Annotated in this window: 8 protein-coding genes; 2 read left to right on the top strand and 6 right to left on the bottom strand. The window is 50.3% G+C overall.

Annotation, left to right across the window (positions count from 1 at the left end):
* Positions 1-63: 63 nt before the first annotated feature.
* The 5 genes from MHH91_RS20765 to MHH91_RS03915 form a co-directional block, all read right to left on the bottom strand.
* Positions 64-6,297 carry an NTTRR-F1 domain gene (locus tag MHH91_RS20765; RefSeq protein WP_445661945.1) on the bottom strand — a complete coding sequence of 2,078 codons (6,234 nt, stop codon included), beginning with the start codon at positions 6,295-6,297 and terminating at the stop codon, positions 64-66.
* 111 nt (positions 6,298-6,408) lie between these two features.
* Entirely contained in the window at positions 6,409-7,107 is a 699-nt protein-coding gene (locus MHH91_RS03930; RefSeq protein ID WP_014471557.1) for a hypothetical protein, read from the bottom strand.
* A gap of 107 nt (positions 7,108-7,214) precedes the next feature.
* Complete coding sequence (locus MHH91_RS03925) at positions 7,215-8,651, bottom strand: anion permease (protein WP_013351349.1); 1,437 nt, start codon at positions 8,649-8,651, stop codon at positions 7,215-7,217.
* Positions 8,652-8,775: 124 nt separating this feature from the next.
* Entirely contained in the window at positions 8,776-10,041 is a 1,266-nt protein-coding gene (locus tag MHH91_RS03920; protein WP_014469880.1) for a pectate lyase family protein, read from the bottom strand.
* Between the two features lie 163 nt (positions 10,042-10,204).
* Positions 10,205-10,552, bottom strand: a complete 348-nt coding sequence (locus MHH91_RS03915) for a general stress protein (RefSeq protein ID WP_340977031.1) — start codon at positions 10,550-10,552, stop codon at positions 10,205-10,207.
* 190 nt (positions 10,553-10,742) lie between these two features.
* Here MHH91_RS03915 and MHH91_RS03910 point away from each other — a divergent pair, with 190 nt between their 5' ends.
* Both MHH91_RS03910 and MHH91_RS03905 read left to right on the top strand, forming a co-directional pair.
* The gene (locus tag MHH91_RS03910; protein WP_014469879.1) at positions 10,743-11,093 is read left to right on the top strand and encodes a DUF3212 family protein; all 351 of its coding nucleotides are present in this window, start codon (positions 10,743-10,745) and stop codon (positions 11,091-11,093) included.
* A 129-nt stretch (positions 11,094-11,222) separates the two neighbouring features.
* The gene (locus MHH91_RS03905) at positions 11,223-12,230 is read left to right on the top strand and encodes an NADP-dependent oxidoreductase (RefSeq protein ID WP_014469878.1); all 1,008 of its coding nucleotides are present in this window, start codon (positions 11,223-11,225) and stop codon (positions 12,228-12,230) included.
* Positions 12,231-12,266: 36 nt separating this feature from the next.
* On the opposite strand, the gene MHH91_RS03900 is transcribed toward MHH91_RS03905, so the two are convergent.
* On the bottom strand, positions 12,267-13,397 hold the full coding sequence (locus tag MHH91_RS03900; protein WP_014469877.1) for a DEAD/DEAH box helicase: 1,131 nt from the start codon (positions 13,395-13,397) through the stop codon (positions 12,267-12,269).
* Between the last annotated feature and the right edge of the window lie 12 nt (positions 13,398-13,409).

Genomic DNA, 13,409 nt, shown 5'->3' with positions numbered 1-13,409 from the left:
AGAAAAAAGACCCGACCGTATATCAGTCAGGCCTTTCACCTTTAAAATATCAGTTTGCTATTTTCATGAGGTTGTCGGAAAACTAATGCTGTTAAAATCAATATTGAGAGCTGTTGCTGTTGTTATATTACTAGCAGTTGTGAAAACAACTCTCAGCTGGTACGTGTTTGTTCCTGCGGTCGGAGCTGTATCTACTGTAGTATCAGCAATCGGAAACCTTTCAGTAGTTGCGCTAATAATAGATCGCGACAAAAGTCTTGTATGAATCTGTACTGCTCCCCTATATAATCTTATTTCAAAGACAAAGTTTGAATTGGCTGTAGATGTTACCTCGACGCTGACTGAATAATCCAGCTTTATATTCTGCAAAGCATTAACTGGGATTGCCAGCGTAGCAACAGGAATTTCTGTATTTAATGGCGGGTAAACAGTGAGCGGCCCGTTGGTTCTTGTGAAGAGCAAGGTCGGTGTACTGCCTGTTGAGCCTGTTGGGCCGGTTACTCCGGTTGAGCCTGTTACTCCTGTTGGGCCGGTTGCACCTGTTGATCCGGTTATTCCTGTTGATCCGGTTATTCCTGTTGATCCAGTTGGGCCGGTTACTCCGGTTGATCCTGTTATTCCTGTTGCTCCTGTTGATCCAGTTGATCCAGTTGGGCCGGTTGCACCAGTTGACCCCGTTGGGCCGGTTGATCCAGTTGACCCCGTTGGGCCGGTTGATCCAGTTGACCCCGTTGGGCCGGTTGATCCAGTTGACCCCGTTGGACCGGTTGATCCAGTTGACCCCGTTGGACCGGTTGAGCCTGTTACTCCGGTTGAGCCTGTTGAACCGGTTGAGCCTGTTACTCCGGTTGCGCCTGTTGCTCCAGTTGATCCCGTTGGGCCGGTTGCGCCGGTTACTCCTGTTGATCCAGTTGGGCCGGTTGCGCCGGTTGTTCCAGTTACTCCAGTTGGGCCGGTTACTCCGGTTGCTCCTGTTATTCCTGTTGCTCCTGTTGATCCAGTTGATCCTGTTGATCCTGTTGATCCAGTTGATCCTGTTGATCCTGTTGATCCTGTTGATCCTGTTGATCCTGTTGATCCTGTTGATCCTGTTGCTCCAGAAGCACCGATTTCTCCTGTTGGTCCTGTTGATCCTGTTTCTCCAGTTACTCCGGTTGCACCTGTTGGACCGGTTGCACCTGTTGACCCCGTTGGGCCGGTTACTCCGGTTGAGCCTGTTACTCCTGTTGGGCCGGTTGCACCTGTTGATCCGGTTATTCCTGTTGATCCGGTTATTCCTGTTGATCCAGTTGGGCCGGTTACTCCGGTTGATCCTGTTATTCCTGTTGCTCCTGTTGATCCAGTTGATCCTGTTGATCCTGTTGATCCTGTTGATCCTGTTGATCCTGTTGATCCTGTTGATCCTGTTGATCCTGTTGCTCCTGTTGATCCAGTTGATCCTGTTGGGCCTGTTGCTCCGGTTGGACCCGTTGCTCCAGTTGTCCCCGGTGATCCTGTTACTCCTGTTGGCCCGGTTTCTCCTGTTAATCCCGTTGGACCGGTTACTCCTGTTGAGCCGGTTGCTCCAGTTGATCCGGTTAAGCCGGTTGGCCCGGTCGACCCCGTTGGGCCGGTTACACCTGTCGGGCCAGTTGCTCCGGTTGAGCCGGTTGGCCCGGTTGAGCCTGTTATTCCAGTTGAACCTGTCGGCCCGGTTTCTCCCGTTACTCCAGTTGATCCGATTTCTCCTGTTGCACCGGTTACTCCAGTTACTCCTGTTTCTCCGGTTGGGCCGGTCGATCCCGTTGGGCCGGTCGATCCCGTTGGGCCAGTTGCTCCGGTTGAGCCGGTTATTCCTGTTGGGCCGGTTGCACCTGTTGCGCCGGTTGATCCCGTTACTCCGGTTGGGCCGGTTGGACCCATTGTTCCTGTTATTCCTGTTGCTCCAGTTTCGCCGGTTGATCCCGTTGCTCCGGTTGGTCCGGTTACACCAGTCGGACCAGTTGCTCCTGTTGCGCCTGTTACACCAGTAGGGCCAGTTGCTCCGGTTGAGCCGGTTGGCCCGGTTGCTCCAGTTGTCCCCGGTGATCCTGTTACTCCTGTTGGACCGGTTTCTCCTGTTGATCCCGTTGGACCGGTTACTCCTGTTGAGCCGGTTGGCCCGGTTGAGCCTGTTATTCCAGTTGAACCTGTCGGCCCGGTTTCTCCCGTTACTCCAGTTGATCCAGTTGATCCGATTTCTCCTGTTGCACCGGTTACTCCAGTTACTCCTGTTTCTCCGATTGGGCCTGTTATTCCTGTTGGGCCGGTTGCACCTGTTGCGCCGGTTGATCCCGTTACTCCGGTTGAGCCTGTTGATCCCGTTACTCCAGTTGATCCGGTTTCTCCCGTTACTCCGGTTGGCCCTGTTGCACCAGTCGGGCCAGTTGCTCCGGTTGAGCCTGTTGATCCTGTTGCACCCGTTGGGCCGGTTGGACCCGTTGAGCCGGTTTCTCCCGTTATTCCGGTTACTCCAGTTGAACCTGTTGCTCCAGTTGATCCTGTTACTCCGGTTGGGCCGATTTCTCCGGTTGTTCCAGTTGATCCAGTTGCACCAGTTACTCCGGTTGAGCCTGTTGGGCCCGTTGTTCCGGTTTCTCCCGTTACTCCGGTTGCTCCGGTTGACCCCGCTACTCCTGTGACGCCAGTTACCCCTGTTGCTCCAGTTGTCCCAGTTGATCCTGTTACTCCTGTTGATCCGGTTGATCCTGTTGCTCCGGTTGAGCCCGTTGCACCAGTTTCTCCTGTTGCTCCTGTTGTTCCTGTTGGACCGGTTATTCCCGTTGGACCCGTTGGGCCGATTTCTCCTGTTGATCCGGTTGCTCCAGTTGATCCTGTTGCTCCTGTTGATCCTGTTGTTCCTGTTGATCCTGTTGATCCGGTTACTCCTGTTACTCCAGTTGATCCCGTTACTCCGGTTGGGCCGGTTGCTCCAGTTGAACCGGTTACTCCGGTTGGGCCGGTTTCTCCGGTTGGACCGGTTTCTCCGGTTGAGCCCGTTACTCCGGTTGGACCGGTTTCTCCGGTTGAGCCCGTTACTCCGGTTGGACCGGTTTCTCCGGTTGAGCCCGTTACTCCGGTTGGACCGGTTTCTCCGGTTGAGCCCGTTACTCCGGTTGGACCGGTTTCTCCGGTTGAGCCCGTTACTCCTGTTGAGCCTGTTGGGCCGGTTACTCCGGTTGATCCTGTCGGCCCAGTCGATCCCGTTGGGCCGGTTACACCTGTTACTCCGGTTGTTCCAGTTGGTCCTGTTGTCCCCGTTGCACCTGTTACTCCGGTTGGACCGGTTACTCCGGTTGGGCCGGTTGCTCCGGTTGAGCCTGTTACTCCGGTTGGACCGGTTACTCCGGTTGGGCCGATTGCTCCGGTTGAGCCTGTTACTCCTGTGACGCCAGTTACCCCTGTTGCTCCGGTGGCGCCGGTTGGACCGGTTACTCCGGTTGAACCAGTTGATCCTGTTATTCCGGTTGGACCAGTTGAACCTGTTATTCCGGTTGGACCAGTTGAACCTGTTAGACCAGTTGAACCTGTTACTCCCGTTACACCTGTTGATCCTGTTATTCCGGTTGGACCCGTTACGCCTGTTACTCCGGTTGTTCCCGTTGGGCCGGTTGAGCCCGTTACTCCTGTTGATCCTGTTGTTCCGGTTTCTCCCGTTACTCCAGTTGGGCCAGTTTCTCCGGTTGTTCCCGTTACTCCGGTTGTTCCCGTTGAACCGGTTTCTCCAGTGGCTCCGGTTATCCCTGTTGCTCCAGTTGCGCCTGTTGGGCCGATTTCTCCGGTTGTTCCAGTTGATCCAGTTGCACCAGTTGATCCTGTTGATCCTGTTGCACCAGTTGATCCTGTTGATCCTGTTGCACCAGTTGAGCCCGTTGCTCCTGTTACTCCGGTTTCTCCAGTTGCGCCGGTTGATCCTGTTACTCCAGTTGATCCTGTTACTCCGGTTGGGCCGGTTGCTCCTGTTGGGCCGGTTGCTCCTGTTGGGCCGGTTGCTCCTGTTGTTCCAGTTACACCAGTTGGGCCAGTTTCCCCGGTTGGACCTGTTACTCCGGTTGAGCCGGTTGGCCCGGTTGAGCCTGTTATTCCTGTTGGACCAGTTGATCCGATTTCTCCTGTTGCACCCGTTGGGCCAGTTACTCCAGTTGATCCTGTTATTCCTGTTGCGCCGGTTGATCCCGTTACTCCGGTTGGGCCGGTTGGACCCGTTGAGCCGGTTGCTCCCGTTTCTCCTGTTGTTCCAGTCGGTCCTGTTGCTCCGGTTGCACCCGTTGATCCTGTTATTCCTGTTGGACCAGTTGAACCTGTTACTCCCGTTACACCTGTTGATCCGGTTATACCGGTTGGACCCGTTACGCCGGTTTCTCCGGTTGAGCCGGTTGCTCCGGTTGTACCAGTTGATCCTGTTATTCCTGTTGCTCCTGTTGGGCCAGTTACTCCGGTTGCTCCGGTTTCTCCCGTTACTCCGGTTTCTCCCGTTACTCCCGTTGCACCGGTTACTCCGGTTGAGCCGGTTGGACCCGTTGGGCCGGTTTCTCCAGTTACTCCCGTTGCACCGGTTACTCCGGTTGGGCCGGTTTCTCCGGTTGAGCCGGTTACTCCGGTTGAGCCCGTTACTCCTGTGACGCCAGTTACCCCTGTTGATCCGGTGGCTCCGGTTGGACCTGTTATTCCGGTTAGACCAGTTGCGCCGGTTACTCCGGTTGCACCCGTTGATCCTGTTATTCCTGTTGAACCTGTTACTCCCGTTATACCTGTTGATCCGGTTGATCCTGTTGATCCTGTTACTCCAGTTGCTCCAGTTACTCCTGCTGCTCCAGTTGATCCTGTTGATCCTGTTACTCCAGTTGCCCCGGTTGCTCCGGTTACACCAGTTGCTCCGGTTGGGCCTGTTACACCAGTTGCCCCGGTTGAGCCTGTTATTCCAGTTGAACCTGTCGGCCCGGTTTCTCCCGTTACTCCAGTTGATCCTGTTACTCCCGTTTCACCTGTTGGACCCGTTGGGCCGGTTTCTCCCGTTACTCCGGTTGCTCCGGTTGACCCCATTACTCCTGTGACGCCAGTTACCCCTGTTGCTCCAGTTGTCCCAGTTGATCCTGTTACTCCGGTTGAGCCTGTTGATCCTGTTATTCCTGTTGGACCAGTTGCTCCTGTTGAACCTGTTAGACCAGTTAATCCTGTTACTCCCGTTTCACCTGTTGGACCCGTTGGGCCGGTTGCTCCGGTTGTTCCAGTTGCACCAGTTGGGCCAGTTGCTCCTGTTGAGCCTGTTGCTCCGGTTACTCCAGTTAGCCCGGTTATTCCAGTTGGACCCGTTGGGCCGATTTCTCCTGTTAATCCTGTTGGTCCGGTTTCTCCCGTTACTCCTGTTGAGCCGATTGATCCCGTTGCTCCTGTTGTTCCAGTTGGACCGGTTGAGCCTGTTGCACCTGTTGCGCCGGTTGAGCCTGTTGCACCTGTTGCGCCGGTTGAGCCCGTTACTCCTGTTGGTCCTGTTGGTCCTGTTGTCCCCGTTGGACCGGTTGCTCCGGTTGACCCCGTTGATCCTGTTACTCCCGTTGCACCTGTTGAACCGGTTTCTCCTGTTGGACCCGTTGGGCCGGTTGAGCCGGTTGCACCTGTTGGACCGGTTACACCAGTTACTCCAGTTACACCTTTTGATCCCGTTACGCCTGTTGCTCCTGTTGCGCCGGTTGGTCCTGTTGGGCCTGTTACACCAGTTGCTCCGGTTACTCCCGTTGCTCCAGTCGCCCCTCTTGCTCCGGTTACTCCTGTCGCTCCCGTGGGCCCCGTCGCTCCCGTGGGGCCTGTAATTCCTGTTGAGCCAGGGTCACCCCCGGTTTGCGCCAATGAAACGTCGTCTATTAATACTGTGCCAGAAGAAACTTTACTTAATATAATGACAGCAGAGGCTGTGCCAGAAGGAACCGTACTTGTTTTATAAATTTCAGACCATGTATGAAAGAGCACGTTCGGCAAATTTCCGGGTGTGATATTTTCTTGAATGGAACTGATTTCTTCACCTGCTGCACTGACAAATATGATCTGGAGGGTTACCTGGGGACTTGGCTCATTTCCTAGCGTTGCCAGTGATACGAATAGAGTCAGTGACTTGGCTGAAATTGGGACAATTTGACTGAGGTAAGCATATGGCTGAGTTCCAATAAATTGCGCTGAGTATCTCCCTGAATGTGCAAACAAACTGTTAATCTGGGTATTTGCCGAACTCCATCCTGCTAATGTGCCGGTTTCAAAGCCTCCGTTCATAATCGGATTATTCATTCAATCTTTTTCCCTCTCCTTCCAGTAGACAGCCTTACTTTTTAAGACAGCATATTAATACGGGCTCTCTTTTGACAACCTAAATAAAAAAGGTGATTTCTTTTCATCACCTTAGTCCGATCCTTGAACGGGGAATCCCGTCGCGATAAGGGAGCCGTTTTCCGCTGTCACTTGTGTTACATAATTCGAAGAAAGCACGGATAAAAAGAGCTGGTACGCGGCTGTTTCTCCCGCTGCCATTTCGTCGATGTACGTAAAAGGAATTCCTATGATTTGCCCGCCTGAAGAAAAGAGGTTCCGCTCTTGTCTCTGTGTTTGAATAGATACCCCATTTCTTTGCAGATCGACAGCTAAGACCAGTGAGAAATTAGACGCGAGCGGATCCAGTTCCACATTTACTTGTATGACGGCATCCGTTTTTACAAATTGATCCGTCGGCGCATCTATCACAGTGCTTAACACGTTTATCGGTGTTCCTTCTAACGGAATCGTCATTTGTTCTGTATTATTTTGAAAAGCGACAACCGGAACCGCTCCCGGCGGTCCCTCAGGACCCGGAGGACCGGGCGGACCTGCCTCCCCTTGCGGACCTCGGGAGCCGGCGGGGCCTCTTTTGCCTTCAGGGCCTCGCAGCTGGGGTGCGCACAAGGCGGATCGATTTTCATCTAAAGACGGAAACTGTTTTTTCGTCACTATTTCCGGCTGTTCATTATCACATAGTAACTGTTCATACCAGCGTTTCATATGTCTGCTCATATATTTGTAAGGCTTCTGTTTCAATATCATGTATTGATTACGGCTGCTGCTCATATTATCACCCCGGCAATATTGTATTCCAACTGAAGCCATCATGTGCTGGGCCTTCCCATCCCTTATAGAAACAAAAAAAAGGCAGACCTGAGTCTGCCTTTTTTCTTCTACCATAAACCTAAAACTTTCCACCATAATCCACCGATGACAAGCCATGTCACAATATGGACGATCGACAGGATAAAGCCGATGGACCACCATTTGCTTTGTGATATATAGCCTGCTCCGAAAAAGACCGGAGCCGCTCCTGAGCCGTAATGCGTCGTCGAACCGAAGAGGTTGCTGAAAAACGCCAGGCTGAGCGCTGCCAATAGCGGCGGCGCGCCCGCTGCCACGATTACGGCGAGAAATGCCGCGTACATGGCGCTGATATGCGCGGTTGCGCTCGCAAAGAAATAATGAGTGTAATAATATACGACAATTAAAATCATAAATGCCACAATCCATGAAAAACCGGAAACAGAAGATTTCATCATATTGCTGAACCAAGACACCATGCCGAGTTCATTCAGGAAATTCGCCAGCATAACAAGCGCCGCGAACCAAGTCAGCGTATCCCATGCACCTTGTTCCTTTTTGATGTCCTCCCATGTTAATACCTGTGACAAAAGCAAAACGGATAATCCGATCAAAGCCGTTGTCGTTGCGTCGATATTTAAACTTCCTCCGAAAATCCACAGCGCAAGCACCAATAAAAAGACGATGACCATGGAGAGTTCGGATTTTTTAAACGGACCCATTTCTTTCAATTTTTCCGTTGCGATTTTAGCCGCGTCCGGTGTTTCTTTAATTTCCGGCGGATACAGCTTATAAATGACGAGCGGCGTAATGATTAAGCTCGCCAATCCCGGTACAATGGCCGCGATTGCCCAGCTTGTCCATGTGATGTCCACCCCTGCGACATCATGGGCCAGCTTGGCGATCAGCGGATTCGCCGCCATTGCCGTCAAAAACATCGCAGACGTAATCAAGTTTCCTTGAAAACCGGTCTTTAATAAGAAAGCGCCGATTTTCCGCTCTGTTCCGTCTGCCGGCGTTGATCCGAATGTTTCGGATAATGATCTGATAATAGGAAAAATAATGCCGCCCGCCCGTGCCGTGTTGCTCGGAATGGCGGGAGATAAGATTAAATCACTGAAAAGCAGTGAATAAGAAAGGCCGAGTGTTTTCTTCCCGAACCGTTGTACGAATACGTAAGAAATTCTGGCGCCGAGCCCGGTTTTGATAAACCCCCGGGAAATAAAAAAGGCGATGACAATCAGCCAGATTGTCTTGTTTCCAAATCCGCTTAACGTATCTTCAATAGACAGCGTTCCCGTTAACGCGGTGACTGCCAATGCAAAAATTGCAATTGCGCCCATTGGCAAGGGCTTGGAGATAAAGCCGATAATTGTTGCGACAAAAATAGCGAACAAATGCCATGCTTTAGGTTCAAGTCCGGACGGCGCGGGAATAAACCAAATGATTAATCCCACAGCAACAGTAATAAGCAATGGAATGATTTTTACTGCCTGCTGTTTTTTTGCGTCTTTTTCTGAAGCCATTACAGGTCTCCTCCTATTTTGTTATCTTCCATCCCCTATCCCATTTTACTACTTAACTAAGTTAATAAATGTTTTTGTTAATTAAAAAACACAAAGGAATATTTTCCTTTGTGTTTCTTGTTTCTTATTTTAATATTCCCGCACCGGCATTAGATATAACATCGGATTTTACATTTGATGATGAGCCGATGGAGCCGTGCAATGACGGTGTCCAGCCGACGGACTGACTTAATCCGTTGGCGGCTGACGCGTTAATGGCGGCGCCGTTTAAAAGCGTGCCGTCTTCATGAAGCGCTTTTCCGCCGCTGAAAACGCTGATGACCTTATCAGCAGCCAGTCCCGGCACTTCAAAGACATTATTCTGGGCATATATTTTTGACGCATGTCCCGCGCCCCATGCATAGCTGAACGGGTATGCGGCGCTTTTCGAGCCTGCGTAAAAATTATTATAAATGTGAACCTGCCCGTACCGGACCCGCGGTGCGCGCTGGACGATGTTCTGGTAATAGTTATGGTGAATGGTCACCTTCAATTTTCCTTCATCTGACGTCTTGCTGTCGCTGTTTCCGATGACGGAGCCTTTGTCATGGTCATGATATTTATTATAGGATAATGTCACATAATTCGCCCCGTTGGCCATATCCGTCTGGCCGTCATGGTGCTGATATTTTCTCCCGTAATAGTAGGGAAAACCGCTGTCAGGATTCGATCCGTCATTAAAGGTGCAATGATCGATCCATATGTGCGTCGCCCCGTTAATGGTGATATTGTCATATTCCGAGTTCCAGTTGCCGCTGTCCCCGTCAGTCGGGTCCCATTGCGGAAAATAATCATAAGCGTCTTGAAATTCAATATTGCGGATGATGACATTGTCGACGCCATTCTTAATATTAAAATTTCCGCCTGTCACTTTGGCATTTGAGCCTGAGCCGATGATGGTCGTATTTGAAGGGATGTCAATCACGACCTGCGCTTTCTGTTTTTTTTGGGATCGCTGTCTGGCATCTTCCTGGGTGCCTGACGGCGCTTTTTTCCCCCATTTAGCCGGGTCGTACGCCTTCAGATATGCGTTTAGATCATATGCCGGATCTTTATAATCATTAAAGCCGAGCGTTTTATTGTTATCGTTTGTATTCATATTGATTGTGCCTTGTATGTAAATAATCTTCGGCGTGCTGTTGGCGCTTCCCCCTAATGCAGAAACAAGCTGCTTTCTGTTTGATACGGTGTATACGTTGGATGATGAGGCTTTCGCTCCCCCGGTTGTTCCGCCAAAAGCAGCTCCCCAGCCGTCATTTGTTCCTAACGTCTGCCGGCCTAGGTCAGCGGCATGGACGTCCGCTGGGATCATACATAAACAAACCGCCAGCATAAATAGCATTTTTTTCATAAATTGTGCTCCTCCTGATTTACATTCCAATTTATTGCAATCAAATTGTATCAAATCAGTTGAAAAACAGCACCGCAAATGTAGTGAAGGTGCCTTTCGGTTTTATTGCGGAACCCGCAAAAAAATCCCAAGGGACCGAAAACCCCTTGGGATCTAATTCAGCTTACGCCCATGATTTTACTTTTTCGTTATCCGTGACAAACAGAAGAACTTTTCCTTCATCTAAGCGCTTTTCAAATTGTGATGCTTCCTCCTCCGAAAAGCCGATTTCGTGAATTTTGTTGCGGAGCTCGTCGCCTTTTTTATTAAACATATTGCCGACCGCGTGTTTAATGCCCATTTCTTTCGCTCCGATGGTATTGACATCCGTATTGTCGGCCAGGCGATCCGTTCTGTCGTCATCATGAGAAAGCACATATACGTCTTCTTTTGCGACACCCAATTGCTGAAGCTCTTTTACGTCCTGCATCAGTTTTTGATCATTTGTATATTCTCTTACTACCGGTTTCATTGATAAGTCCTCCCTTTTGTTTTTGTATATTGGTTGTTTACCCGCTTCATCGAGTATCAAACAAAAGAAAGAGAGTTCCATAAAAATTCAGGAAGATTGTCAGTGGATATTTTCTTCCGGGACATGTTACAGTAGGAGAAGACACTTTGTCAGAAAAATAAAAACCTTTACGAGCCGATCAAGCAGGGAGGTGCTTCCTATTCATTATTTTTCACCGGAACAGCGATTTAACGCTTGGGTTGTCAGTGATTTAGTGAAGCAGGTATTCCGCCGGCATACCCGCTGCCCGGACGGAATAAAAGAGCTTACGGCCTTTGCTGAAGATACCTTTCATATTAATATCGATTTCGTTTTCTCTATTATTATAAATATCGGTGATATAGAATCCGTTCTGCCGAAAGAAATTGAGAATACGCTCGGTTCTTATCTGACCGCGCTTCGGCCTGTGATCACCGCCGACATGCTTCATTCTTCTAAAACGAATGCCTATGAATATTTGGAACATGAGAAAAACACCGACATATATCAGTTATTCTTTTAAATGACGCTTATGAAGAAAGAAGGGCCCCAGCCCTTCTTTTTTTTATGCCGGCTGACGGTTTGATTTTGTATTCGGGAAATGGTTCGTGTTACATTTGGAACAAACACTCATGTTGAAGGAGGATGTAGTATGACGAAAAATCAGCAGCAGATTCAATTGGCAAGACGCCCCCAAGGCGTTCCCGTCCATGACGACTTCCGATTTGAAACGATTGCCGTTCCCGAACCGAAAGACGGCGAAGTGCTTGTAAAAACGAGTTATGTTTCCGTTGATCCGTACATGCGCGGACGGATGCAGGATACCAAATCATATGTCGAGCCGTTCGCTTTAGATGAAGCCATAACAGGCGGAGTTATTGCCGAGGTTCTGACAGACGGAAATAAGCTAAAAAAAGGCGATGTTGTGATCGGGAATCTCGCGTGGCAGGAATATTCAGCCGTCAATGAGTCCGCCCTCCGCAAATTGGATACGGATATCGCACCCGCCCAGGCCTATCTCGGCATTTTAGGGATGACCGGACTGACCGCTTACTTCGGGCTGCTTGATATCGGCCGTCCGAAAAAAGGCGAAACCGTCGTCGTTTCAGGAGCTGCGGGCGCCGTCGGCTCAACAGTCGGGCAGATTGCTAAAATCAAAGGCGCGCGCGTTGTCGGCATTGCCGGATCTGACGAAAAAATCGCGTATCTGAAAGAGGAGCTTCAGTTTGATGAAGCCATTAACTACAAAACGGCAGATGATATTCAAAAAGCGCTTGAACATGCATGTCCTGACGGCGTCGATGTCTATTTTGACAATGTCGGCGGACCGATTTCAGATGCGGTGATGAACCTGCTGAATGAATTCGCCCGCATTCCGGTATGCGGAGCAATCTCTTCATACAATACCGAAAGTGAAGAGGAAGACATGGGCCCCCGCGTGCAGGCGAAGCTGATCAAATCAAAGGCGCTGATGCAGGGATTCATCGTCGGTGATTATTCTGACCGCTTTTCTGAAGGCGCGAAACAGTTGGCTGAATGGCTCAAGGACGGAAAGCTTCATTATGAAGAAACGATTACGGAAGGATTCAGCAATATTCCTGACGCGTTCCTCGGCCTGTTTAAAGGAGAAAATAAAGGCAAACAGATCATTAAAGTATAAATCAAAAAAACGGAGGGCTTTTTTGCCCTCCGTTTCTTATTTCTCAGATAGTCTTCCGCCTGAATAGACAGCCTCTTTCAGTTCAATTCCGAGTGACTTGGCCATTTTTTTCAGTTTGGATTCTTCCATCGGCGTGACAAGGCTGAGTACGGTTCCTTCTTTACCGGCACGCCCCGTCCGGCCCGATCTGTGGATATACCCGTCTTCATTCGGTATGTCCGCGTGAATGACATACGGAAGATCATCGATATCGAGTCCGCGCGCCGCAATGTCAGTGGCCAGAAGCAGCGGAAATTCTCCCCGTTCAAACGCTGATAATATGTTTGCCCGCTCCATTTTTTTCGCTTCCCCGTGCAGAATGCCGAGACCCACATGGTGATACGCAAGTTTTTCCGCATAGACGCTTAAATTCCCGATATCTCTGACGAAAACGAGCGCATGCATGCCGTTCAGCCGTGACAGCTTTTGCAGCAGCTTCACTTTATCCCGCTGATCGCAGACGAGGTATTGATGCGTGACCCGCGCCTTTTCCTCCGTATTCCGCTTCACTCTCAAAACGGACGGTTCGTGTGCGATCGCATTCAGCACCTCTTCTGTCTCCGGCTGCAGCGTAGCTGAAAAGCTTAAAAGCTGGCGGTCTCTCAGCGTCGTTTTAATGATTTTTTTCATCGTTTCGCGGTGTTCCTTTGTCACAAGCTGATCAGCTTCGTCAAGAACGATCGTCTTGACTTCATGCATTTTCAGCTTTTTCGCCTGAATCAATTCAAGCACCCTTCCCGGTGTGCCTGCAATGATATGCGGTTTATTTTTGAGCTTTTCCACCTGCTTTTTCACGTTTGCTCCGCCGATCAAAGACAAAGCGCGAAGATCAGAGCCTTTTTTCCAATCTTGAATCACTTGGAAAATCTGCATCACAAGCTCGCGGGACGGCGCTAAAATAATCACTTGCGGATGTTTTTGCTCCGGGTTGATCCGCTCCAAAACCGGAAGCGTGTACGCCAATGTTTTTCCCGTTCCCGTCGGGGATTCGGCGATGACGTCTTTTCCTTCCATGATCACCTGAGCGGCTTTTTCCTGAATGACGGTCGGCTCCTGAAAGCCTGACGCCTCCCAGTTTTCGGCGATAAATGGTTGTGTATGCTGTAAAAATGGCCATGTTTGGGTCATGTCGTTCTCCTC

The sequence above is a fragment of the Bacillus sp. FSL K6-2819 genome (assembly GCF_038008305.1).
Taxonomy (GTDB): Bacteria; Bacillota; Bacilli; order Bacillales; family Bacillaceae; genus Bacillus; species Bacillus amyloliquefaciens.
This window is presented reverse-complemented; position numbering and strand designations above follow the sequence as displayed.

Bases quoted from the DNA above. Each gene is read 5' to 3' on its own strand.
- MHH91_RS03925 (WP_013351349.1), bottom strand. From the start codon at position 8,651: ATGGCTTCAGAAAAAGACGCAAAAAAACAGCAGGCAGTAAAAATCATT.
- MHH91_RS03905 (WP_014469878.1), top strand. From the start codon at position 11,223: ATGACGAAAAATCAGCAGCAGATTCAATTGGCAAGACGCCCCCAAGGC.
- MHH91_RS03920 (WP_014469880.1), bottom strand. From the start codon at position 10,041: ATGAAAAAAATGCTATTTATGCTGGCGGTTTGTTTATGTATGATCCCA.
- MHH91_RS03915 (WP_340977031.1), bottom strand. From the start codon at position 10,552: ATGAAACCGGTAGTAAGAGAATATACAAATGATCAAAAACTGATGCAG.
- MHH91_RS03900 (WP_014469877.1), bottom strand. From the start codon at position 13,397: ATGACCCAAACATGGCCATTTTTACAGCATACACAACCATTTATCGCC.
- MHH91_RS20765 (WP_445661945.1), bottom strand. From the start codon at position 6,297: ATGAATAATCCGATTATGAACGGAGGCTTTGAAACCGGCACATTAGCA.
- MHH91_RS03930 (WP_014471557.1), bottom strand. From the start codon at position 7,107: ATGAGCAGCAGCCGTAATCAATACATGATATTGAAACAGAAGCCTTAC.